Source organism: Pseudooceanicola profundi, from assembly GCF_050897955.1.
Lineage (GTDB): Bacteria > Pseudomonadota > Alphaproteobacteria > Rhodobacterales > Rhodobacteraceae > Pseudooceanicola.
This window is the reverse complement of sequence record NZ_JBPAXZ010000001.1, coordinates 359,834-383,290: the sequence shown is the minus strand read 5'-3', so window position 1 is coordinate 383,290 and position 23,457 is coordinate 359,834. Positions and strand designations below refer to the sequence as shown.

Here is a 23,457-nt window from a genome sequence, read left to right as displayed (position 1 = left end):
ACCTAAACGCTGCGTCCCGGAAGGATCAGCAGGGTGGGGCCGAGGCGCCGCGGTATGGCCCCCGCGCCCAGCTTGAACCGGGTGAGGCCCGGGGTTCGGTCGGTATCGACGGGCCCGAGGTCGAGCCGAAGATACCCGCGTGCTGAGAGCCGGTCCATCGCGGTCCAGAGCAACAGCGTATGGGCCTGGGCCGCGCGCCCCTGCGGCCCCGACCAGCCGGCGATGTAGGTGGCGCAGGCGCCGTGCTGAAAAAAGATCATGAAGGCGCAGGTTTCTCCCTTCAGCTGCGCGCGCAGAAACATTGTGGCGTCGGGGTTGGCCGTGGCGTAGGCCGCCAGAAAGGCGGCAGGGTAGGACCGGTAGCCACGCGCGCGCCCTTGCGCCGTCTCTCGGTCCAGCAGGGCAGCGTGGCGGCGGGGATCGAACCTTTCTTCGACGACCTGCACCTTCCCCTGCTGAGCCCGTCGGAGCCGATTGCGCCACTTACCTGTCATCCCGGCCTGCAGGGCGGCGTCTCTCCGCGCAGGTGCCGCGCCCTGTGCCGTTCCCTTTATTGATCCCTGTGCCGTTCCCTTTGGTGAACCCTTTAATGATCTCTGTGGTGATCCTTGTGCGGGTCCCTGCGGTATTCCCTGTGCCGCGGGCGTCGTCTCGGTGAGCGGGTCCTGCAACCCGATCTCGGCCACGAATTGCCCGGTCAAAAGCGGCAGGCCGGGCAGGGCGGTCTGCGCACAATCAGAGCTGACCAGCCGGGCATGGCCGCGTGAAAGCCGGGCCAGAGCCTTTAATCCCACCTTCCCTGGGGGCAGGCGCGGCACCCAGTCCAGAACAACCGGTCCCATATGGCGGCGCAGGGACAGCACCGGCGGGGCGGCACCGGCGTCGAGCAACTGCACCTGCCGCCCCATAAGGCGGAGTGCCGCTGCATAGCCAGGGGATTGCTGCAGCGGCAGGAGGCGGGGCGTCATAAGCAGGGTATGACAGCCAAAGGTTAAAGAGCCGTTTCTGGACCTGCCGCCTCAGGCAGATTTTTCAGCCGCGTCGTTAACCGGATATCAGCGACTCGCCCGTTTAATGGCGACATGTCGCGATCTCCTTCACTCCGCCACCATAGCCTGCCATCGCCACGCCCCACCTGGCAGGCCGCGTTCTGCCTCGCCTGCGGCCTTTCGGTGATCTGGGGCGCGGCAATGCTCGCAGTGCAGCTTCTGGCGCTGCTCTGGCCGGGATGAGCCCCCGCTCAACGCCGGTCGGCCACCTTGTAGAGAGCGAAAAGACCCGCCTCTACCTGAGTCCGGTGCCAGCCGCGGCCAACAAAATAGGCGACAGCGGCTTTGTGGCGGGCCTCGGCCACGGCGGAATTTCCGACCAGGGGCGACAGCACGCCGGCCAGCTTCAGCGCGACGAGCCAGGTCATGCTGCCATGGGTATGATCCCGCATTTTGCGGCCCTGAGTGATGGCGCTCTCTGCCATGCGGGCTTCAAACCCCGCCCCATGGGATCTGTTGGCCCTGATCGGCACCGCCTCAAGGCGGATCACCGCAGAGCCGGGCACGGTCGACTTGGCCTGCAGATGATCGATGTCGAACCCGATAGGCACGATGGGATCGGATATTCCGTAAGTCCTTGTGATAAAACGTTTGTAGGCGCCTATCCAGTCGCCGTAGCTGGGCAGAACCCAGACCGAAGACCGGACGGGATCCGTCGGATGCATCAGAAAGAAGGATCGGCCCGGGCGATCCTCCTCCCAGGTCATCCCCCAGAGCCGGGCGACGTTGCTGCGAATCCCGGAATTGGCCAGAGCCATTTTCGGCGGCATCGGATCGTTCTGGAATGCCGTCAGCAGATGATCCGCGCGGTCACGCAGAATCCGGGACATCGACGGGGCCATACAATCACCTCACACAAAAAACCGGAAGCCGCAGAGTAGCGTAGCTGCCGGTCGGTGATGTGACAATCGTTGCGAAGGCGCCCATGAAAGCGCGCCGGTACCGCGTCAGAACGGGATTTCGTCGTCCAGATCGCGCGACGGGCTGCCGCCCCCACGCGACGAAGAGGGGCCGCTGTCATAGCCACCCCGGTCGCCATAGCCTTCGTCCGATCCGCCGCCGTAGCCGCCACCGCCACCCCCGCCGGAGCCGCCATCCCGCCCGTCCAGAAGCGTCAGTTCACCCCGATAGGGCCGCAGCACAACCTCGGTCGAATAGCGGTCCTGACCGGACTGATCCTGCCATTTCCGGGTCTCAAGCTGGCCTTCGATATAGACCTTGGAGCCCTTGCGCAGATATTGCTCTGCAATCCGGGCCAGCGGTTCAGAGAAGATCGCGACCGAATGCCACTCCGTCCGCTCGCGCCGTTCCCCGGTGTTGCGGTCCTTCCAGTTCTCGGACGTGGCGATGCGCAGGTTGCAGACCTTCCCCCCGTTCTGGAACGACCGGACTTCCGGATCGCGCCCGAGATTTCCGACGATAATGACCTTGTTCACGGATCCGGCCATGACTGCCCCTTTGCACATAAGATTCTGACGTTCGCAGCGTTACATCAGATCATCGCCGAAACGTAAAGTTTTTGAAATAATCCGTGGAAAGCGGACCGCCGTACGAGGTGGGACAGGATCGGCGGTCTCCCGCCGACCCCAAAGCGCCCACAGGCGGAAAGAAGAAATTCATGGCGCTCTGCCGCCAATTTCCGTACATCTGCCTCAGGGACAAGGAAAACGGGACAAACCCCTTGCTGCAGTGGAAGTTTGCGCGCGTCACGACAATCATCGTGGCCATGTTGTGTCTGCCAGAGACGGGCCAGGCTGATGTCCTGTCCTCCCGCAACCGCAACAACCTGTTCAAATCGCAGACAAGTATCCTCGATAACCGGGCCTCGCAGCAGTATAATGCATCCGTCAGGTTGCAGCCCAGCAAGATCAGAACACCGTCCAAATGGGGCGATGGCGACGAAACGATCAAGGCGTTCCGCGGCAAATATCGCGGCCCCTATCTGAGCGTTGCGCGCGCCGCGGCACAGCGCCATGGCGTGCCAGAAGATCTGTTTCTGCGGCTTGTGCAGCAGGAAAGCGGCTGGAACGAAAAAGCGCGGTCCAACAAGGGCGCCATCGGTCTGGCACAGCTGATGCCGGGCACAGCGAACCTGCTGGGTGTCGATCCGCATAACCCGCGGGAAAACCTCGAAGGCGGCGCCCGGTATCTGGCCCAGCAATACCGCGAATTCCGGTCATGGCGACTGGCATTGGCGGCCTATAATGCCGGCCCCATGGCGGTGAAAAAATATAATGACGTGCCGCCCTACAAGGAAACGCGGAACTACGTCAAGGTTATCCTGGGTCGCTGAAGGCGCTGAAACCAAAGACATAATCTAGGGTTCGGTGTGGCAGGAACCGAATTCTTTTACGCCTCGGGAACCAATATAACTGCTTTGCTGTTATCCATCCAGATCACAATGAGTGCTCTGGCCAATGTCGAATGGGCACGGCCGGAACGGAAAGGATGACAGATGTTTAAGAAATCGATGACCGCTATTGGCATTGCAATGATTGTTGCCACTCCGGCACTGGCCAAGGAAGGCCCGTTCGACGTGAGCGACATTTCTGCGAAAGTCTATGAGGGCGATGACGCCATCAAATCCACCAATGCATATGAATTCTATCCAGAGATCATGACCGATCTCGAAAACGCGATCCGCGCCGAAGTTCCTATGGCGGAAGAGGGTGAAGCGGACACTCTGGAAATCGCCGTTCTGGTCCGTGGCCTGACGATGGATAACGATCCGATGCTGGTCGATGGTGAGTTTAACCAGCTGACCGCGGAGCTTGAGATCACGCCGGAAGGCGGTTCCCCGGTGCTGTGGAGCAACGTGATCACCATCAACGCTGAGACGGCTCCGACGCCGTTCCCCTCCGTAAAGCCGGATGACTCGGTCTATTATGACGCCATGCTGAAGGCCTTTGCCATGAAAACGGCAGACATGATGGAAGAGAACGTGAAAGAGATTCCGGAAACCAAGTAACGCCGGCCTCTGACAGAAAAGCCCCTCGCATCGCGGGGGGCTTTTTCATGTCCAAAACCGACGGATCGGCCGCCGCGCCTATTCCGCCGCGATCTTGATGACCGGCTCCATCTCTGCCAGCTGCGCCTCAGAGAGGTGGCATTTGATCTGGTGGCCGTTCTGCGCCCGCATCGGCGGCACCTCTTTTTCACAGAGCCCGCCGGGGACCTGGCTCTTCCAGCGGCAGCGGGTCTGGAACGGGCAGCCCGGCGGCGGGTTCATGGCCGAAGGGATATCGCCTTCCAACACGATATGCTTCTTTTCGACCGAGGTGTCGGCGATGGGAACGGCCGAGAGCAGCGCCTCCGTATAGGGGTGGTAGGGCGGTGAGAACACCTGATCTGTCGTCCCCAGTTCCACCACATGGCCAAGGTACATGACCATGACCCGGTCCGACAGATAGCGCACGATCGACAGGTCATGCGAAATGAAGAGGAGGGTCGTCTTCTCCTCCCGCTGGATATCCATCAGCAGATCGGTGACAGCGGCCTGGACGGAGACGTCGAGCGCGGAGACCGGCTCATCCGCCACGACGAGCTTGGCCCCGCCGGCAAAGGCGCGGGCGATGCCGACCCGCTGCTTCTGCCCGCCCGAGAGCTGGCGCGGCATGCGGTCGGCAAAGGCGCGCGGCAGTTTCACGAGGTCGAGCAGGGTGAGCATCTTCTCCCGCCGTTCCGCATCATTGGCGCCGATCTTGAAGATCTCCAGCGCCCGGATGATCTGACGGCCCACCGACATCGACGGGTTGAGCGTGTCGAACGGGTTCTGGAACACCATCTGCACGCTGGAGATCGTCTCCGTCCGCCGTTTCTCGATCGGGGTCGACTGGATTTCCTTGCTGTTGAGCAGGATATTCCCGTCCGTCGCCGTCTCCAGCCCCATCAGCACCTTGGCGAAGGTCGACTTGCCGCAGCCAGACTCGCCCACGATGGCAAGCGTCTCGCCCTCGCGGGCCTCGAAGCTGAGCGTCTCGTTTGCCTTGACCACCTTGCGCGGACCGGAGGAGAAGAGGGCAGAGGCCGCGACCTCGTAGTATTTCTTGAGGTTCTCGATCTTGAGGACCGGCTTGCCGATCGCGCTTTTGCCTTTTGTGGCCTCGGCCACCATGGGCGCGGCCCAGTCGATCTCGTCATGGCGCAGGCAGCGGGTTGTATGCCGCTCGTCGCCCTCGATATTGAACATCGGGATGTCCTTGGCGTCGCAGCGGCCGGCCTCGAAATAGTCGCAGCGGGGCCCGAAATTACAGCCCGGCGGGCGTTCATGGGGCAGGGGGAAATTGCCCGGGATCGCCTTGAGCGGGCGGGAGGTCTTGTCGGCGCCCGGCAGCGGGATCGAACGGAAGAGCGCCTGAGTATAGGGATGGCGCATCTTGTCGAAGACATCCTCGATGGAGCCGCGCTCCACAGCCTCCCCGGAATACATCACGCAGATACGGTCGCAGGTCTCCAGCACCAGCCCGAGGTTGTGGGAGATGAAGAGCATCGACGTGCCGTATTTCTTGCCCAGATCGCGGACCAGCTCCACGATCGCGGCCTCCACCGTCACGTCGAGCGCGGTGGTGGGCTCATCGAGGATCAGCAGCGCGGGCTTCGACATGAGCGCCATGGCGATGACGATCCGCTGCTGCTGCCCGCCCGAAAGCTGGTGCGGGAAGGCGTCGAGCATGCGCTTGGGGTCGGGCAGTTTGACGTCGGTCACAACCTGCAGGGCGCGCTCATAGGCCTCCTTCTCGGAGATGCCCTCGTGGATCATCGGCACTTCCATGAGCTGCTTGCCGATCCGCATGGCCGGGTTCAGCGAGGCCATGGGCTCCTGATAGATCATGGCGATCTCATTGCCGCGGACCTGGCGCAGTTCCTCGTCCGACATCTGGCCCAGATCGCGGCCCTTGAACTTGATAGACCCGCCGACCACCCGGCCGTTGACGCCGAGATCCTGCATGACGCCAAGCGCCACGGTGGATTTGCCGCAGCCCGACTCGCCGACGAGGCCCACGGCTTCGCCGGGCATGACCTTGACCGAGAAATCCATCACGGCGGGGATTTCGCGGAGCCGGGTGAAGAAGGAGATCGAGAGCTGGTCGATCTCGAGGATGGGACCGTCGTAATCAGGGCTCTTCATGTCAGGCTCCTTGTCGGGCGGGGATCCAAAGGTGCGCCTGCGGCGCGTTCCTTTTGTGGCCGGTTTCCTGCGGAAACCGGGATGCCTCCGGCGGGGATATTTTGGGCAAGAAAAAGCATCGGCTCAGTCCTTCAGGCTTTCTTCGCGCAGACCGTCGGCGAGGAGGTTGAGGCCGAGGACGAGGCTGAGGAGGGCGAAGGCGGGTACGATGGCCGGATGGGGATAGATCGACAGGAGCTTGCGGCCCTGGTTGATCGTGGTCCCCCAGTCCGGGCTGTCCGACGGCAGGCCCAGGCCGAAGAAGCCCAGTGTGCCGAGCAGGATGGTGGTGTAGCCGATGCGCAGACAGAAATCGACGATGAGGGGGCCGCGCGCATTGGGCAGGATTTCCCAGAGCATGATGTACCACGGACCCTCGCCGCGGGTCTGGGCCGCCGCCACATAGTCGCGTGTCTGGATGTCCAGCGTCAGGCCACGCACGATGCGGAAGACCGTGGGCGCGTTGACGAAGACAACCGAGACGAAGACGACGAGGATGCCGCCGGGGATGTCGAAGAGGTCGAGATCGGCGGGCAGGAAGTTGACCGGCGTGCCGCGGTCGTTGATGAGCGAGAGGTAGAGCCAGCCGAGGATGAAGACCGTGATGGCGATATAGATATTCCGCCGTTTCGGATCAGTATGGTAGCGCGAGTTGATCATCACGCAGAGGAAGGCGATCGGCAGGATGAAGAGCACGATGGCCATGTAGGAGGGAATGCCGGAGGTCACCATCTCGGGCGTGACGAGCAGGTAGAAGAGCAGGATCACCGGGAAGGCGAGGATAAGGTTGGCGAGGAACGACAGCACTGCATCGAGCCTTCCGCCGAAATAGCCCGCCGGAAGCCCCAGGGTGATGCCTGCCATGAAGGCGAAGAGCGTGGCGAGCGGGGCAATGCGGACCACCACCCAGGCGCCCTGCACCATGCGGGAGAAGACATCGCGGGCCAGCGTGTCGCCGCCCAGCAGGTAATAGGGGTAGTCGGTCTCGCCGGAACCGGAGAGCGCCGTGCCGGGCACCTTGTTCTTCATGCCGGAGACCGCCTGCAGCGGATCATGCGTCATGATCATGTCAAAGAGGCCGGTGAAGAGGGCGGTATAGACCCAGAACATCACGAGGCCGAAGCCGATCATGCCGATCAGGTTGTCGAAAAGCTTGCCGTAGAGGCCGAGCTTTCGCTTGTACATGATCGACAGGGCGAACGTGGCGATCAGGGCGATCCAGACCGGAATGAACTGGATGAAGAGACGGGCGAGGATGGCGCCCCAGGACAGCGTTTCCATGAGGGGCCTCCTTACGAGATACGGATACGGGGGTTGAGGTAGACATAGCCGATATCGGAGATCAGCTGCGTCACCAGAACCACGATGACCGAGACGACGGAGATGCCCATCAGCAGGTCGATGTCATTATTGCCCGCCGCCTGCACCAGCGCCCAGCCGAGGCCCTTGTAGTTGAAGAGCGTCTCGACGATCACCACGCCGTTCAGAAGCCAGGGGAACTGCAGCATGATGACGGTGAAGGGGGCGATCAGCGCGTTCCTGAGCGCGTGCTTCAGGACGATATTGCGGAAGCTGACGCCTTTGAGCCGGGCGGTGCGGATATATTGCGCCGTCATGACCTCGGCCATGGAGGCGCGGGTCATCCGGGCGATATAGCCCATGCCGTAAAGCGCGATGGTCAGGACCGGCAGAAAGAAATTCTCGAATGTCGCGTTTTCCATGGCCGCCGTGGCGGTGCCCTTGAACCATTTGAGACCCACGGCCGAGGAAGCAAAGACCGAAATCAGGATAACACCGGAGACATATTCCGGCGTGGCCGTCGTGGCGATGGAGAAGGTGGAGAGCGACCGGTCGAGTTTCGAGCCCTCGCGCATGCCCGCCAGCACGCCGATGCCAAGCGCCGCCGGCACCATCAGCAGCATGACCCAGAGCATCAGCTTGCCGGTCATGTAGAGCCTTGTGCCAACGAGAGAGGAGACCTCATCCCGGAACACCCGCGATGCGCCCCAGTCGCCCTGCAGCACGCCGCAGTAGCTGGGCGCCTCTGCCGGGTCCATGCCGCTGTCGATGCAGCGCCCGAAGGTGCGCGCCTCTGTCTCGCGGGTCCAGCCGGGCAGCACGCCCAGCCATTCGCCGTAGCGCACGAACATGGGCCGTTCAAAGCCGTTATTCTTGAGGAAGAGTGCGACCTCCTCATCCGACATGCGCGAGTTGCCCTCGTATTTGGCAACCTTTTCCAGCATGGCCGGCTGGTTGGTCAGGAAGAATACCATGAAGCTGAGGCAGAGCGCCGTCAGAATCATGACCCCGATCCGCTTAAGCAGAAAGACTAGCATACACTATCCCCGTTGCGGTCCCGGTTGATCCGGGGCCTTGTGCTGGCCGTGCCATCCCCCCTGGGGGCAGCTGCTGGCCGGGTTCCTGGCAGGGGCGGAGCGTTCTGGCCCTCTGTGCCGCCTGCGAAAACGGCGCCCCCCGGGGAGGGCGCCGCGACTGGATCAGCTTTCGACCCACCACTTGTAATGATGCATCTCGAAGGTCGGATGCATCTCGGTGCCATGCACCGTCGGCTTGTAATGACGGAAGAGCGAGCGCCAGTAAGGCTGGATCATCACGCCGTCGTCCAGCATGATTTGCTCGATCTTGGCCATGACCTCGGACCGCTTGTCGGCATCGTTGATCGCCAGCGCCTCGTCCAGCAGGCTGTCGAATTCGGTGTTGGCCATGGCGGTTTCGTTCCAGGCCACGCCGGATTTATAGGCCAGCGCCAGAACCTGCACGCCCAGCGGACGCTGGTTCCACTCGGTTGCCGACCAGGGGTAGACCAGCCAGTCGTTCCAGAAGGTCGAGCCGGGGAGGATCTTGCGTTCGATCTGGATGCCCGCGTCGCGGACCTGCGCGGCCACCGCGTCGCAGGTTTCCGCCTGCCACTGGTCGTCGATCGAGATCAGCTCGAACACGGTATCGGCATGGCCGGCATCCGCGATCATCTGCTTGGCCGCCGCCGGATCGACCGGGAATTTGGGGATCTCGGCATATTCGGGGTGGATCGGGCAGACATGGTGATGCTCGGCCACGGTGCCGTAGCCGGCATAGCCCAGTTCCAGCACCACGGCCGGATCGACGGCCATCATCAGCGCTTTGCGGACGTTGACGTCGGTGAAGGGTTCCTGCTGCTGGTTGAACCGGACGCAGATCGTGGCGGCGGTCACCGCTTCGGATTTAACCCATTCCATCGCGTCGAGCACTTCGATGAATTCACCGGTGGACTGGTAGGTCATGTCGACCTCGTCTGCATCGGCTGCGGCCACCCAGGCGGCCATGTCGGTGCCGAAGTCGATGAATTCGATCCGGTCCAGATAGGCGCCTTCGCCCCACCAGGTGTGGTCGGTGTTCTTGGCCAGCACCTGCTTGACGCCGACCTCGTTTTCCTCGGGCAGGTAGGGGCCGGTGCCGATCGGGTTCGCCGCCGGATCGCCGCCATCGTAGGAGGAATGCACGATCTGTGCCGGGTAATCGGCAAAGCCTGCGATGATGGTGATATCGGGCACGGAGGTCTTCAGCACGACGGTCATGTCGTCGGCCTTGGTGATCGCGCCTTCCTTGTCCATCCCGGTCTCTTCATCGATCAGGTTGGCCATGCGGGAGGCCATCGAGTTGCCCTCGACGTTCTTTTCGCACCAGCGCTTGATGTTGAAGATGACATCATCGGCAGTGAAGGGATCGCCATTGTTCCAGGTCACGCCCGGACGCACCTTCAGCGTGTATTCGGTGGCGTCCTCGTTGACTTCCCAGCTTTCCAGCAGGCGGCCTTCGAAGGACCCGTCACGCTGGTATTCCACCAGGTATTCCAGCCACCCGCGGGAGAAGTTGGACATCTGGGACCAGTCGTAGTTGCGCGGGTCCTTCAGCGCCTTCGTCTCCATCTGGACGCGCAGCGTGCCGCCCATCTGGGGTTCCATATGGCTTTCGGCCTTTGCGGGCGCGATACCGCCGAGGCTGTAGATCGTGGCGGTGGCCACACCCAGCGTCGAAGCGCGGGTGATGAATTCGCGGCGGCTCATCTTGCCGGCTTTGAACTCCTCTGCCCACATTTCGGCGGCCGGATGCACGGCCTCCGTGATTTTATCCATGCGCGTCATCTGTAACTCCCTGAGACACTAATATTGAGACAGGCCTTTGCGACCCTTTTCCGATGCCGTCCGATCTGCCGGTGCCGTGGCCCCATAGCCGGTACGGGCGTCTGTCGTTTTTCCTATAGCGAAACAGAAAACGCCGGACGCCAATGGCCGGGATCGACATGTTCTGTTCAATTTGCGACATCTCTGTCAGTGAAAAACCACAAAGCGCTTCTTTTCAAGCCATAAATCTGAAATTACCCGAATGTGATCTGCCGTGCCGCCGCGCGTCGTGATCCGGCTTCTGCACAACAAATGGGCATATGTCGGGCCGCTCAGGCGTGCCGTCACTCCCGCGCGGCCTGCCGCAGGGCTGACGGTGTCTGGCCCGTCTGATTCTGCACGAACCGGGTGAAATAGGCCGCAGAGGAAAAGCCCAGCATTTCGGCGACCAGCCGGATCGGAAAATCCTGCCGTTCGAGCATATCGCGCGCAGCGTAGAGCACCCGCTGGGTGATCACCTCTGCGGCCGTCAGCCCCGAACATTGCTTGCAGGCGCGGCTGAGATGGGTCGGTGTGACGCCAAGCGCCTGGGCATAATCCGACATGGGTTTTCCGGATCTGTAGTCGCGCTCCACCAGCGCGCAGAAGGCCGCCATCAGCCGTTCGGCGGCCGGAACGCGGCTGGCCGGGGCGTTATCCGGCTGAGACAGCGTCCGCCGCACCCAGACCGACAGCAGCCCCGCATGCGCCCGCGCGGCCTCGTCGCCAAAGGCGCGGTGGGTGGACTGTTCGCGCTGCATATTGTCAAGGATCGCTGTCAGCTCGTTCTGGGCCATGACATCGCGGATACGCAGGTGGTGCGGCGTCTCAGGCAGGATGCCTGCCTCATGCGCCGGCAGGTCGACGGCGATGCCATAGCACTGCTTGCCCAGTTCAAGCGCCATCAGCGTGCCCGCAGGAATATAAAGCCCGTTATGCGCGCCCAGCCCGCGCCGCTTGCCCAGGATCGTAGCGCGGCCCTGGCCCTTGGTGACCCAGACGAACAGATGCGAGGCCCGGGCATGTTGCAATTCCAGTCGCCAGGGCGAGCCGAGCGAGAGCTGGCCAAATGTCCGGATGCGCGGCGACGCGACGGATGCCTCATGCGGCGACTGCGCGAGAATGTTCCGAATCTGCATGCGTTTTCCCCGTCTTTCTCGCTCAACCCTGCGACGGATGTTCGATTCCGTAAAGGGGGGCGGAGAGTTATCCACAGGATCGGGCCAGATATCCGCCGATTTTTGCGCCGCCTGTGGACAACCTGTGGGTGAGTGGCGTTCTCGCAGCGGTCGGCGTCGCGGCATCCGGGGCAGAGAGGGGGTTGCCCGGTTCGGTGCCCGGCACGGACGCCGGCGGCCGGGATCAGCCGTCCATGGATAAAGAGCGCCAGTCCCGCATCCTGGCCCGGAACCAGGTGCGCTGCCGCTTTGCATATTGCCGGGTGGCGATCGTGGCTGCCTGCCGTGCCTCCTCCAGCGTCATCTCCCCCCTGAGATGCGCGATGAGCTCCGGCGCGCCGATGGCACGGGAGGAGGGCCGGGAAGGGTCCCAGTCCACAAGATTGGCCCGCGCCTCCTCCAGCGCCCCGCCGTCCAGCATGGCGTCGAACCGCCGTTCGATCCGGGGGGTAAGCCAGTGTGGCGGCGCATCCAGCACCAGCGGCTGGACCTGTGACAACGGCAGCAGCGGCGCCGGGGTCGCATCCTGCCAGTCCCAGATCGGGCGCCCGGTGGCGCGCCGGACCTCCCAGGCCCTCTGTACGCGCATGGGGTTTTGCGTATCGATCCGGCGCAGCGTCTCGGCGTCGAGGTCAGCCAGCAGCGCGGCCAGCCCGCTGTTCTGACGTATCCCGTCGGCTTCGGCGCGGACATCGGGCGGCGTGGGCGGGATATCGGCCAGCCCCTCGGTCAGGGCGGAGAAATAGAGCCCGGTGCCCCCGACGACCACAACCGGCCCGGCCGCGATCAACCCCGCCACATCGCGCAGCCAGTCGCCCGCCGAATAGGCAAAGGTGCCGCCGACATGGCCGTAAAGCGCATGCGGCAGGGCGGCTTCCTCCGCGACGGAGGGGCGGGCGGTCAGCACCCGCCAGCTGTCATAGACCTGCAGCGCATCGGCATTCACCACCACCCGGTCCTGCCGCGCCGCGATCTCCATCGCCAGGGCGGATTTCCCGGAGGCCGTGGGGCCGGCGATCAGAACCGGCAGCTCGCGGGAGAGGTCATCCGGGATCACCGCCTGCCCTCCGGGCAGAGATCTGGACGCCGCGTCATTTGCTGCATTGTATTACCCGGACATTTCGACCATTTTGCCGCCAACCTAGCCCCGGCAGGGCCCCCTTGACCAGATGGAGCGCAGCATGGCGAAAGATCAATCCGAAACCACCTACAAGCGTGTGCTGCTCAAGATTTCGGGCGAGGCCCTGATGGGCGACCAGGGCTACGGGCTCAACCCGCCGACGGTGGACCGCATCGCCCGCGAGGTGATGACGGTGCATGAAATGGGCGTCGAGATATGCATGGTGATCGGCGGCGGGAACATCTTCCGCGGCCTCGCCGGTTCGGCCCAGGGCATGGAACGGACGACGGCAGATTACATGGGCATGCTGGCGACGGTCATGAATGCGCTGGCCATGCAGGCAGCGCTGGAAGCCCTGGGCGTGCATACGCGGGTGATTTCCGCCATCCCGATGGATCAGGTCTGCGAGCCCTACATCCGCCGCCGCGCCGTGCGGCACCTTGAGAAGGGCCGCGTGTGCATCTTTGCCGCCGGAACGGGGAACCCCTATTTCACCACCGACACCGCGGCCACGCTGCGCGCCAATGAAATGGCCTGCGAGGCGATCTTCAAAGGCACCAAGGTCGACGGCGTCTATGACAAGGACCCGATGAAACATGCCGATGCCAAGCGCTATGACAAGGTCACTTATGACGAGGTGCTGGCCCAGCATCTGAACGTCATGGATGCCTCGGCAATTGCGCTGGCGCGGGACAATAAAAAGCCGATCATCGTCTTTTCGCTGGACGAGCCGGGCGGGTTCCGCGGGATCCTGGCCGGGCAGGGCACCTATACGATCGTCCGCGACAAGTAAGCGTCCGGGACAGCCTGGGCTGCAAAGGCTGCCGGACGACGCGCGCCGGCTGCGCGGCGACGCCCCGCCCGCCATCCCGCTTTGCTGACGGGCCCCCGGAAACACCACATCTTGCCGCCAGCCTGCGGCCGGGGGGCACGTCGGGCCGGACACCGGGGCCGGGTCCGAAACGCGGCTCGCCGCAGACTGGCAAGCGATGCCTATACATCGCCGGACCTCTGCCTTATTACCCCCTCACCAACTTAAAGAACGGGGTATCCCATGGCCGATGAATTCGAGCTCGACACCGATGACCTGACGCGCCGCATGGACGGGACCATGAGCAATCTGCGCACCGAGTTTGCCTCGCTCCGCACCGGGCGCGCCTCGGCCTCCATGCTGGAGCCGGTGATGGTGGATGCCTATGGCAGCCCGACCCCGATCAACCAGGTCGGCACCGTCAACGTGCCGGAGCCGCGCATGGTCACCGTGAACGTCTGGGACAAGGGGCTGGTCGGCAAGGTCGAAAAGGCCATCCGGGAAAGCGGGCTGGGCATCAACCCGCAGCTGAACGGCACCATCATCATGCTGCCCATCCCCGAGCTGAACGAAGAGCGCCGCCGTGAACTGGGCAAAGTTGCCGCCCAATATGCCGAAAGCGCGCGGGTCGCGATCCGCAACCTGCGGCGCGACGGCATGGACCAGATCAAGAAAGCCAAGGCCGACGGCCTGTCCGAAGACGATCAGAAGTTCTGGGAAGCCGAAGTGCAGGATCTGACCGATACCTATATCAAGAAGGTCGATGCGGCACTGGAGTCGAAACAGGACGAGATCATGCAGGTGTGAGCCGCGTCCGACTATGACCCAGCAAGAGCACATCCAGAAAGGTCCGCGCCATGTCGCGATCATCATGGACGGCAATGGACGCTGGGCCACGATGCGCGGCCGTCCGCGGCTGTTTGGCCATCACGCCGGTGCCAAAAGGGTGCGCGAGATTGTCGAGGCCTGTCCGGGACTTGGCGTCGAATACCTGACGATCTTCGGTTTCTCGACAGAGAACTGGAAGCGCACGCAGATCGAAGTGGCGGGGCTCATGTCGCTCTTCAAGCGCTACATCCAGAAGGAGGCGCGCGCGCTCAAGGCCAATAATGTCCGGGTGCGGTTTATCGGCGACAGGCCCGGTCTGGACCGCAAGCTGCAGGAGCTGATGGACGAGCTGGAATGCATGACCGAGGGCTGCACCGGCACCAACCTGACCATTGCGCTGAACTATGGTGGCCGCGACGAGGTCGCCCGCGCGACCAAACGGCTGGCCGAGGACGTGGCGGCGGGCCGGCTGGACCCGCGCGATGTCGACGAAGAGACCCTGCCGCATTACCTCGACACTCATGTGCTGCCCGATCCCGACCTTGTCGTCCGGACCTCGGGCGAGGCGCGGATCTCCAACTTTCTGCTCTGGCAGTCGGCCTATGCGGAATATGAATTCATCGACACGCTCTGGCCTGATTTCACGGCCCGAATCTTTTCCGATCTGATCCGCAGCTATGCCGGGCGTGACCGGCGCTACGGAGGGGTGAAAGCCTGAGATGGCCGCGCGTAGCTGGGAAGATCTGAAGCCGCGGGTGATATCGGGCATCGCCATGGTCGTGCTGGGGCTGCTGGTCATATGGGCGGGCGGGCATGTGCTGCGGCTGGGCTTTGCGCTGGTCGCCGGCGGCATGGTCTGGGAACTGGTGCGGCTTCTGGTCCCCGAAGCCGACCGTTCGGCCAAGACAATGGGGCTGATTGCCTGCGTGTCGCTGCTGGCCGTCGTGTATCTGCCGCTGGGTGTTTCCCTGCCTGCACTGCTGGTGCCGGGCATGGCGGGCATCGCACTGGTCCCGCGCCACCGGGTGCTGTTCCTGACCTTTACCGCCATGATCCTGATCGCCGCCTTCGGGCTGATCCAGCTGCGCGAGATTTCGGGCATGATCTGGCTCTTCTGGCTGATTGCCGTGATCGTCGCCACCGATATCGCGGGCTATTTCGCCGGGCGGATGATCGGGGGGCCGAAATTCTGGCCCCGCGTCAGCCCCAAAAAGACCTGGGCCGGGACGATTGCAGGCTGGGTTGCGGCAGGCGTCGTGGCGGTCTGCTTTATTCTGGGGGCAGGGGCCGGATCGGCACTGATCGGGTTGTCCGTCGCCGTCTCCATGGCCTCCCAGATGGGGGATATGGCGGAATCGGCGATGAAACGGCGGGTCGGGGCGAAGGACAGCTCCTCCCTCATCCCCGGCCATGGCGGGCTGCTCGACCGGTTCGACGGGGTGCTGGGCGGCGCGGTCTTCCTGCTGCTCGTCGGCCCCTGGGCGGGCGTGCCGGTGACACCATGACACGGCGGATCAGCATCCTGGGGGCGACCGGCTCCATCGGGCAGCAGACGATTGACCTGATCGGGCGCGACCTGCCGTCCTATGAGATCGTGGCCCTGACCGGCGGGCGCAATGTGGCGCGGCTGGCCGAAGATGCGATCCGGCTGAAGGCGCAGGTGGCGGTGACCGCCTATGACGACTGTCTCGATGACCTGCGGCTGGCACTTGGCAATTCCGGGGTGGAGGCAGCCTCCGGCGGGCAGGCGCTGATCGAGGCGGCCGAACGTCCCTGCGACTGGTGTATGTCGGCCATCGTCGGCGCCGCCGGGCTGACCCCGGGCCTGCGCGCGCTGGAGCAGGGCGCAACCCTGGCGCTGGCCAACAAGGAGACGCTGGTGGCGGCGGGTCCGCTGGTCATGGCCACGGCCGAACGCTGCGGCGCGCCCATCCTGCCCGTCGACAGCGAACATTCCGCCGTTTTTCAGGCGCTGATGGGCGAAGATATCGCAACGGTGGAGAAGGTCACGCTGACCGCCTCTGGCGGGGCTTTCCGCGACTGGCCGCTGGAGAAACTGGCAGGCGCCACGCCGGAAGAGGCCGCGACCCATCCCAACTGGGCCATGGGCCAGCGGATCACCATCGATTCGGCCTCGATGTTCAACAAGGCGCTGGAGATCATCGAGGCCCGGGAATATTTCCGCCTGCATCCCGATCAGGTAGATGTGATCATCCACCCCGAAAGCATGATCCATGCGCTGGTCACCCATCACGATGGCGGCATACTGGCGCATATGGGCATGCCGGATATGCGTCATGCCATCGGCTTTGCCCTGCACCACCCGCGCCGCGCCGCGCTGCCCGTGGAACGTCTGGACCTGGCCAAACTGGGACAGCTGACCTTTCGCGCCCCCGATCCGGCCCGCTATCCTGCGCTGCGCCTTGCCGATTGGGTGATGCGACGCGGCGGGCTGGCGGGCGCGGCCTTCAACGCGGCCAAGGAACGGGCCCTTGATGCCTTCATCGAAAAGCGTATCGGGTTCACAGAAATGGCACAGGTTGTCGAAATGGTGCTGGAAAGGCTGGATGCGGGCGTCGGTCACATTGATGCCGCCATAAGCCTTGATAACATTCTTCAGATCGACCATCTCGCACGGTGTGAGGCCGATGTCGTGATCGGGTGCACCTGAAGTCAGAAACCGGAAACAGAGCAGAGGCCACAGGATCACGCATGGAATTTCTTCCACAGTTCGGCAGTCTTTTCTACACACTCCTCGCCTTTGTGGCGGCGCTGTCGATCATCGTGGCGATCCATGAATATGGCCATTACATCGTCGGACGCCTGTCGGGCATCCGGGCAGAGGTGTTTTCGCTGGGCTTCGGGCCCGTGCTGCTGTCGCGGATGGACCGGCATGGCACACGCTGGCAGCTGGCCGCGCTGCCGCTGGGCGGCTATGTCAAATTCCTGGGCGATTCCGACGCCGCCTCCGGCAAGGATGCCAGCGCCATCGGCGGGCTGAGCGAGGCGGATCGTCGCAAAACCATGCATGGCGCACCGCTCTGGGCCCGCGCGGCGACGGTTGCTGCCGGCCCGGTGTTCAATTTCATTCTGTCGATCCTGATGTTCGCCGCCCTGTTCCTGGCCCAGGGCGATATCGCGCGCCCGCTGACCGTGGCCGAGATGCGGCCGCTTCCTGCGGCGGTGCAGGGGCTGCAGGCCGGGGACAGGATCCTGGCCATTGGCGGGATCGACCTGCCACAGGATGACACCTCTGTCTCAATCAACGACGAGCTGCCGATGGCGCCGGTGCTGGATTACCGCGTCGACCGTGATGGCCAGGATATCGTAGTAGACGGACCGTTCCCTTATCCGCCGCTGGTCAGCCAGCTCGCCCCCAGTTCCGCGGCCTATGACATCGGCATGAAGACCGGCGATGTGATCACCGAAATCGACGGCCAGCCGGTGTTTGCCTTTACCCAGCTCAAGGATATCGTCGAAAGCTCGGACGGGCGGCCGCTGGCGCTGAAAGTCTGGCGGGAAGACGCGGCCGCGCCGCTCGATTTCACGCTCGCGCCGCGTCGGGTCGACGAACCGCGTCCCGAAGGCGGCTTCCGGACGGAATGGCGGATCGGGATCGCCGGTGGCCTGGCATTTGAACCGGCGACAGAGCGTATGGGGCTGGCGGATGCGGTCACAGGCGGCGTGGCGCAGACCTGGGCCATCGTCAAAAGCTCTCTGTCAGGCCTTTATCATATGATTGTCGGCCAGATCAGCACCTGCAATATGACCGGCCCCATCGGCATCGCCCAGACCTCTGGCGCCATGGCGAGCCAGGGCGCGGTCAGCTTCCTGTGGTTTGTTGCCGCCCTGTCGACAGCGGTGGGCCTGCTGAACCTATTTCCCATTCCTGTGCTCGACGGGGGTCATCTGGTCTTTCATGCCTATGAGGCCGTGTCCGGCCGCCCGCCCTCGGACAATGCGCTGCGGGTGCTTATGGGGGCGGGACTTACGTTGATCCTTGCGGTCATGATCTTTGCCCTGTCGAACGACGTGCTCTGCCCCTGACGGGCCGAGGCCGGGGCGGTTTCAGAACGCGCGATCTGTGGTCGCCCAGAAATCGCCACAATTGGGGACGTATTTCCGCCCCATTCTCACACGAAAGTCAGCTCAAACGCGGCGCGCAAAGCGCCCTCTGGTGCCGCCCACCAGACCCCGAAAGCGACTGACAAAGAAGTGAGACCATGTCGATGCAAATGATTCAGCAGGGCTATACCGGTGTTTCCCTCCTGGTTGACCTGAACCGTGACCGTCTTTTTGCAATCGGCATGATCGCTGTGACCCTGGCCGCTGGCTCCTGGGTCGGAAGCATTCTCAACTGAGTAATCCCCCCGGCCGTGGCAGCGGCCGACCTCGTGACCGGACCACGGCAGCAAATCAGGTCCGGTCTCACCTGACAGGCGCGTCCCCGACGCGCCTGATTTTTTTTGCCCGAAGGCCCGCGCCCCGCGCGACATTGGCCAGCTCGGCCGGAGCCCGGAACTTCGCGGGAAAATTGGCCCAGATGATTTTGACAAGCCGGGGACAAGTGTTTACCACCGATTAAAACCAAGGGACGACCTCCGGGGCATATCAATGATCAAGAACAAGCGGATTGGGGCTGCCACCCCGTCGCGTCGCCTCTCCAAGTTGCGCACCGTATGTGCTGTGGCTCTACTCGCGGGGACGGCGATCACAGTCGGGCCGGACATGGCCCTGGCGCAGAGCTATCGGTTCAATTCCGTTCAGGTGGACGGCAACGCCCGAATCGAAACCGGCACCATCCTGAGCTATGCCGGGATCGCGCGTGGGCAGAGCCTGTCTGCCGCCGAGCTGAACGACGCCTATCAGCGCATTGTTGCCTCCGGCCTTTTCGAAACGGTTGAAATCATGCCGCGCGGCGGCACGCTGGTGATCAACGTTGTCGAATATCCGACCGTGAATTCCGTGACCTTCGAAGGCAACCGTCGTCTGAAGGACGACCAGCTGGCCGAGATTGTCGAGGTCAAGTCGCGGCTGGTCTTTTCGCCCTCCAAGGCCCAGGCCGATGCCCAGAACATCGCCCGCGCCTATGCCGATCAGGGCCGGCTGGCCGCCCGCGTCACGCCGCGCATCATCCGCCGGTCCGACAACCGCGTCGATCTGGTCTATGAGATCTTCGAAGGCGGCAATTCCGAAACCAACCGCATCGGCTTTGTCGGCAATACCGTCTATTCGGACCGCCGTCTGCGCCGCGTCGTGGAAAGCAAACAGGCCGGCCTTCTGCGCCAGCTGATCCGCCGCGATACCTTTGTCGAGGACCGGCTGCAGCTGGACCAGCAGGTGCTGCGCGATTTCTACCTCTCGCGCGGCTATATCGACTTCCGCACAACGGCTGTGAACGCCGAATTCGCCCGCGAACGCGACGCCTATTTTGTGACCTTCAATATTCAGGAAGGTCAGCAGTTCCGGGTCGGCAACGTCTCCGTCGTCAGCGATTATCCGCAGGCCGATGCCGATTACTATCAGTCGGTGATCAAGCTGCGCCCCGGCGTGGTCTATTCGCCGCTGGCCATCGAGAACGCGATTGCGCGGATGGAAAATCTGGCGATCCGCGAGGGGCTGGATTTCCTGCGTGTTGAGCCGCAGATCACCCGCAACGACCGCGACCTGACGCTGGATGTCGAATTTGTCCTGTCGCGCGGGCCGCGCGTCTTCATCGAGCGCATCGATGTCGAAGGCAACACGACAACGCTGGATCGCGTGGTGCGTAACCAGTTCAAGGTGGTGGAGGGCGATCCCTTCAACCCGCGCCAGATCCGCGAAGCCGCCGACCGCATCCGCGCGCTGAACTTTTTCGAAAATACCAACGTGAACGCCCGCGAAGGCTCGTCTTCGGATCAGGTCGTGATCGACGTGGATGTCGAGGAAAAGACCACCGGGTCGCTGTCCTTCGGCGGGACCTATTCGACCAACTCCGGCTTTGGCCTGGCCGTAAACCTGCAGGAGCGGAACTTCCTCGGGCGCGGGCAGACCGTGAACCTGACATTCTCGGGCGCCACGACCAACCGGAACTACGGCCTGCGGTTCATCGAGCCGCAGCTGCTGGGCCGGGATGTCACCTTTGATTTCGACATCGGCTATCAGGAAACCCGTACCTTCAATTCGTCCTACGATACGGAACAGGCGCAGGTGGGTCTTGGCCTGACCTTCCCGCTGTCCGAGGCAACAAACCTGAACGTGCGCTACAACCTCCAGAGCTCGACCATGAAGACCGGCGCGAGCCTGCCGGTCACCGGCAGTATTCTGGCCAGCGAGATCGACCAGGGAGAGGTGATCTCCAGCTCTCTCGGCTATACCGTCACCTACGACAGCCGCACCACGGGCCTGGACCCGACGCGGGGCGTCCTGCTGGAATTCGGTCAGGATTTCTCGGGGCTCGGGGGCGATACGCAGTTCATCCGGACCAAGGCACGCGCGGTGGCGCAGGCGCGGATCCTGAACGAGGAAGTCACGCTGCGGGCATCGCTCTATGGTGGCATGCTGAGCTACACCAAAGGCTCCAGCCGCACGATGGATCGTGTGACCCTGCTTGACGACTACATCCGCGGCTTTGACCCGGACGGCATCGGCCCCCGGCAGCGCAGCGCCAGCGGTGCCTATGACGACGCGCTCTATGGCAATATGGTTGCCGTCGCCAGTTTCGAGGCGGAATTCCCCCTGGGCCTGCCCGAGGAATACGGCATCTCTGGCGGGGCGTTCTACGATATCGCGAACGTCTGGGATATCGGCGGCTCCTCCGCGTCTGCGGTCCCGGGCACGCTTCTGTACAACGACGGCTCGGCGCGCCATGTGGTCGGCCTGTCGATCTTCTGGGACACGCCGATCGGTCCGCTGCGGTTCAATTTCGCCAAGGCGCTGAAGAAAGAGACCTACGACCAGGAGCAGATGTTCAATATCTCCATCCGGTCCGAATTCTGAGGCCGGTGTGAGACCGCGCGCCCGACCTGTCGCGACGCTGAAGAACGGTCTGCGCGGGGCAGCGATGTGCCTGGGGCTGTGTGCCTCCGCAGGCCTGACGCAGGAGGAGGGCACCGCGCCGGCCCCTGCGCCGGATGTCACGGCCCAGGCATCGCAGGCGCTGTCGGTGGTCCGCAGCCCGATCCTGACGCTGGACAGCGAACGTCTGATCCGCGAAAGCGCCGCAGGCCGCCGTCTGGAAGACGACCTGACGGAGAGGAGCACCGTCCTCGCCGCCGAGAACCGGCGCATCGAGGCGGAGCTTGGCGAGCAGGAACGGCAGCTGACCGAAGAACGCCCGACCCTGCCTGCCGAAGAATTCCGCGCCCGTGCGACCGCCTTTGATGAACGTGTTCAGGCCTTCCGGACCCAGCAGGACGCTAAATTCCGTGCCCTGCAAGAGGAAAGCGCCGCCCTGCGATCCCGCATTCTTGAGGCCGCCGACCCGGTTCTGGCTGGGATCATGCAAGAGGCCGGCGCGATGATGATCGTGGAACTGGGCAGCGTGATCGCCTCTGTCCAGGCTATAGATGTGACGCAGATCGCGATTTCCCGGCTTGATGAGGCGATGCAGGGGCAGGGCACGGGGGCGCCCTTTTCCGAGGGCGGGTTTGAAACCGGCGTGCCCGCACCGGAGGAGCCCGTGACTCCGACAGAGCCGGACCTGCCGCCGGTGCGGACCGTGCCCGGCGGGTCTCTGCCCGGGATCGACACCCAGATACCGCAGGCCGAGCAGGGCGCGGACTGACCCCGCCACTTGCCCGGAACCGGGGGAGTTGCTAGGCACCGCTCAGATTTCGCAGGCCAGACCTGCCCAGACCCAGAGAAGGCCCGGACCCATGACCGATGCAGCGCCCCAGACCGTGACCAGTGCCGATATCGGCCTCATTCAGCGGATCATCCCGCATCGCTACCCGTTCCTGCTGATTGACAAGGTCGTCGACATCAGCGGCCATGCCTCCTGCACCGGCATCAAGAACGTCACGATGAACGAGCCGCATTTCACCGGCCATTTCCCGGGCAAGCCGATCATGCCCGGCGTCACCATCATCGAGGCCATGGCCCAAAGCGCCGCCGTCCTCGTGGGCGTGGCCACCGACAGCATCGACAAGGGCTTCCTCGTCTATTTCATGTCGATCGAGAATGCCAAGTTCCGCCGCATGGTTGTGCCCGGCGACGTGCTGAAGATGCATATGACCACGATGCGCGGCAAACCCGGCGGCAAGGTCTGGAAATTCCACGGCCGCGCCGAGGTCGACGGGGAACTCGCCTGCGAGGCAGAGCTGACCGCCATGATGGATATGTCCGGGGGGGCCTGACCCATGAGCATCGCAAGCGGCGCCGATATCCATCCCTCTGCCGTCGTTGAGGCGGGCGCGGAGATCGCGGCGGGCGCCGTCATCGGCCCCTTCTGCTACGTCGGCCCCAAGGTGAAGATCGCCGCAGGCGTCCGGCTGATGAGCCATGTCGTGGTGCAGGGCATTACGGAGATCGGGGAGGACACGCTGGTCCATCCCTTCGCCGTTCTGGGCGGCATCCCGCAGGATCTGAAGTTCAAGGGCGAGGAGACCCGCCTGACCATCGGCAGGCGCAACCGCATCCGCGAACATGTCACCATGAACAATGGCACCGAAGGCGGCGGCGGGCTGACCTCCGTCGGCGATGACGGGCTCTTCATGGCGGGCTGCCATGTCGCCCATGACTGCCGGGTCGGCAATAACGTGATCCTCGTCAACAACTCCGCGCTCGCGGGCCACTGCGTGATCGAGGATGAGGTCATCATCGGCGGACTGTCCGGCGTGCATCAATGGGTCCGCATCGGGCGCGGCGCGATCATCGGCGCCGTGACCATGGTGACGAATGACGTGATCCCGCATGGCCTCGTGCAGGCCCCGCGCGGCCATCTCGACGGGCTGAACCTCGTCGGGCTGAAACGGCGCGGCGTGGCACGGGCGGATATCACCGCGCTGCGCGCCGCCTTCCAGATGCTGGCGCAGGGCGAGGGCGCCTTTCAGGACCGCGCCCGCCGGCTGGGCGAGGAGACGGAGAGCGACTATGTCCGCGACATCGTCCGCTTCATCACCGCCGACAGCGACCGGTCCTTCCTGACCCCCGGCAAGGCCTGAG

The 23,457-nt window shown here is 63.7% G+C and carries 22 protein-coding genes; 13 read left to right on the top strand and 9 right to left on the bottom strand.

The genetic code is table 11. From position 1 onward, the window contains the following. Window positions 1-2 precede the first annotated feature (2 nt). From ACRARG_RS01900 to ssb, 3 genes are all read right to left on the bottom strand, one after another. Complete coding sequence (locus tag ACRARG_RS01900) at window positions 3-968, bottom strand: GNAT family N-acetyltransferase (RefSeq protein ID WP_432688282.1); 966 nt, start codon at window positions 966-968, stop codon at window positions 3-5. 272 nt (window positions 969-1,240) lie between these two features. Next, window positions 1,241-1,879, bottom strand: a complete 639-nt coding sequence (locus tag ACRARG_RS01895) for a hypothetical protein (protein WP_432688281.1) — start codon at window positions 1,877-1,879, stop codon at window positions 1,241-1,243. A 117-nt stretch (window positions 1,880-1,996) separates the two neighbouring features. Further along, complete coding sequence (gene ssb, locus ACRARG_RS01890) at window positions 1,997-2,497, bottom strand: single-stranded DNA-binding protein (RefSeq protein WP_432688280.1); 501 nt, start codon at window positions 2,495-2,497, stop codon at window positions 1,997-1,999. Window positions 2,498-2,775: 278 nt separating this feature from the next. On the opposite strand from ssb, the gene ACRARG_RS01885 reads away from it, so the two are divergent. Then, on the top strand, window positions 2,776-3,342 hold the full coding sequence (locus ACRARG_RS01885) for a lytic transglycosylase domain-containing protein (RefSeq protein WP_432691301.1): 567 nt from the start codon (window positions 2,776-2,778) through the stop codon (window positions 3,340-3,342). Between the two features lie 162 nt (window positions 3,343-3,504). Then, window positions 3,505-4,017, top strand: coding sequence for a hypothetical protein (locus tag ACRARG_RS01880; protein ID WP_432688279.1), 513 nt, complete (start codon window positions 3,505-3,507; stop codon window positions 4,015-4,017). Between the two features lie 78 nt (window positions 4,018-4,095). Here ACRARG_RS01880 and ACRARG_RS01875 read toward each other — a convergent pair whose 3' ends face one another. The 6 genes from ACRARG_RS01875 to miaA all read right to left on the bottom strand — a co-directional run bounded on the left by ACRARG_RS01875 (window position 4,096) and on the right by miaA (window position 12,608). Next, window positions 4,096-6,177, bottom strand: coding sequence for a dipeptide ABC transporter ATP-binding protein (locus ACRARG_RS01875; protein ID WP_432688278.1), 2,082 nt, complete (start codon window positions 6,175-6,177; stop codon window positions 4,096-4,098). A 123-nt stretch (window positions 6,178-6,300) separates the two neighbouring features. Further along, window positions 6,301-7,497: an ABC transporter permease gene (locus tag ACRARG_RS01870; RefSeq protein ID WP_432688277.1), complete on the bottom strand. Its 1,197-nt coding sequence runs from the start codon at window positions 7,495-7,497 to the stop codon at window positions 6,301-6,303. A gap of 11 nt (window positions 7,498-7,508) precedes the next feature. Next, entirely contained in the window at window positions 7,509-8,552 is a 1,044-nt protein-coding gene (locus ACRARG_RS01865) for an ABC transporter permease (RefSeq protein WP_432688276.1), read from the bottom strand. Between the two features lie 162 nt (window positions 8,553-8,714). Further along, window positions 8,715-10,358 (bottom strand): ABC transporter substrate-binding protein, encoded by a 1,644-nt coding sequence (locus tag ACRARG_RS01860; protein ID WP_432688275.1) that lies wholly within the window; start codon window positions 10,356-10,358, stop codon window positions 8,715-8,717. Window positions 10,359-10,681: 323 nt separating this feature from the next. After that, the gene (locus ACRARG_RS01855; protein WP_432688274.1) at window positions 10,682-11,515 is read right to left on the bottom strand and encodes a helix-turn-helix transcriptional regulator; all 834 of its coding nucleotides are present in this window, start codon (window positions 11,513-11,515) and stop codon (window positions 10,682-10,684) included. A gap of 223 nt (window positions 11,516-11,738) precedes the next feature. Next, window positions 11,739-12,608, bottom strand: coding sequence for a tRNA (adenosine(37)-N6)-dimethylallyltransferase MiaA (gene miaA, locus ACRARG_RS01850; protein ID WP_432691300.1), 870 nt, complete (start codon window positions 12,606-12,608; stop codon window positions 11,739-11,741). 127 nt (window positions 12,609-12,735) lie between these two features. Between miaA and pyrH the strand changes: the two genes are divergently transcribed. The 11 genes from pyrH to lpxA all read left to right on the top strand — a co-directional run bounded on the left by pyrH (window position 12,736) and on the right by lpxA (window position 23,456). After that, window positions 12,736-13,467: a UMP kinase gene (gene pyrH, locus ACRARG_RS01845; RefSeq protein ID WP_432688273.1), complete on the top strand. Its 732-nt coding sequence runs from the start codon at window positions 12,736-12,738 to the stop codon at window positions 13,465-13,467. A 261-nt stretch (window positions 13,468-13,728) separates the two neighbouring features. Continuing rightward, the gene (gene frr / locus ACRARG_RS01840) at window positions 13,729-14,292 is read left to right on the top strand and encodes a ribosome recycling factor (protein ID WP_432688272.1); all 564 of its coding nucleotides are present in this window, start codon (window positions 13,729-13,731) and stop codon (window positions 14,290-14,292) included. Between the two features lie 13 nt (window positions 14,293-14,305). Next, window positions 14,306-15,031 carry a polyprenyl diphosphate synthase gene (gene uppS / locus ACRARG_RS01835; protein ID WP_432688271.1) on the top strand — a complete coding sequence of 242 codons (726 nt, stop codon included), beginning with the start codon at window positions 14,306-14,308 and terminating at the stop codon, window positions 15,029-15,031. A gap of 1 nt (window position 15,032) precedes the next feature. Then, window positions 15,033-15,818: a phosphatidate cytidylyltransferase gene (locus tag ACRARG_RS01830; RefSeq protein ID WP_432688270.1), complete on the top strand. Its 786-nt coding sequence runs from the start codon at window positions 15,033-15,035 to the stop codon at window positions 15,816-15,818. Next, entirely contained in the window at window positions 15,815-16,984 is a 1,170-nt protein-coding gene (gene dxr / locus ACRARG_RS01825) for a 1-deoxy-D-xylulose-5-phosphate reductoisomerase (RefSeq protein ID WP_432688269.1), read from the top strand. The genes ACRARG_RS01830 and dxr overlap by 4 nt, the downstream gene beginning before the upstream one ends. 41 nt (window positions 16,985-17,025) lie before the next feature. Then, window positions 17,026-18,360 (top strand): RIP metalloprotease RseP, encoded by a 1,335-nt coding sequence (rseP, locus tag ACRARG_RS01820; protein WP_432688268.1) that lies wholly within the window; start codon window positions 17,026-17,028, stop codon window positions 18,358-18,360. Between the two features lie 176 nt (window positions 18,361-18,536). Next, window positions 18,537-18,674, top strand: coding sequence for a hypothetical protein (locus ACRARG_RS01815; RefSeq protein WP_432688267.1), 138 nt, complete (start codon window positions 18,537-18,539; stop codon window positions 18,672-18,674). A 253-nt stretch (window positions 18,675-18,927) separates the two neighbouring features. Continuing rightward, complete coding sequence (gene bamA, locus ACRARG_RS01810) at window positions 18,928-21,291, top strand: outer membrane protein assembly factor BamA (protein WP_432688266.1); 2,364 nt, start codon at window positions 18,928-18,930, stop codon at window positions 21,289-21,291. Window positions 21,292-21,298: 7 nt separating this feature from the next. Next, the gene (locus ACRARG_RS01805) at window positions 21,299-22,078 is read left to right on the top strand and encodes an OmpH family outer membrane protein (RefSeq protein WP_432688265.1); all 780 of its coding nucleotides are present in this window, start codon (window positions 21,299-21,301) and stop codon (window positions 22,076-22,078) included. Window positions 22,079-22,169: 91 nt separating this feature from the next. Continuing rightward, complete coding sequence (fabZ, locus tag ACRARG_RS01800) at window positions 22,170-22,649, top strand: 3-hydroxyacyl-ACP dehydratase FabZ (RefSeq protein ID WP_432688264.1); 480 nt, start codon at window positions 22,170-22,172, stop codon at window positions 22,647-22,649. A 3-nt stretch (window positions 22,650-22,652) separates the two neighbouring features. Continuing rightward, window positions 22,653-23,456 carry an acyl-ACP--UDP-N-acetylglucosamine O-acyltransferase gene (gene lpxA / locus ACRARG_RS01795; protein ID WP_432688263.1) on the top strand — a complete coding sequence of 268 codons (804 nt, stop codon included), beginning with the start codon at window positions 22,653-22,655 and terminating at the stop codon, window positions 23,454-23,456. The last annotated feature ends 1 nt before the right edge of the window (window position 23,457 follow it).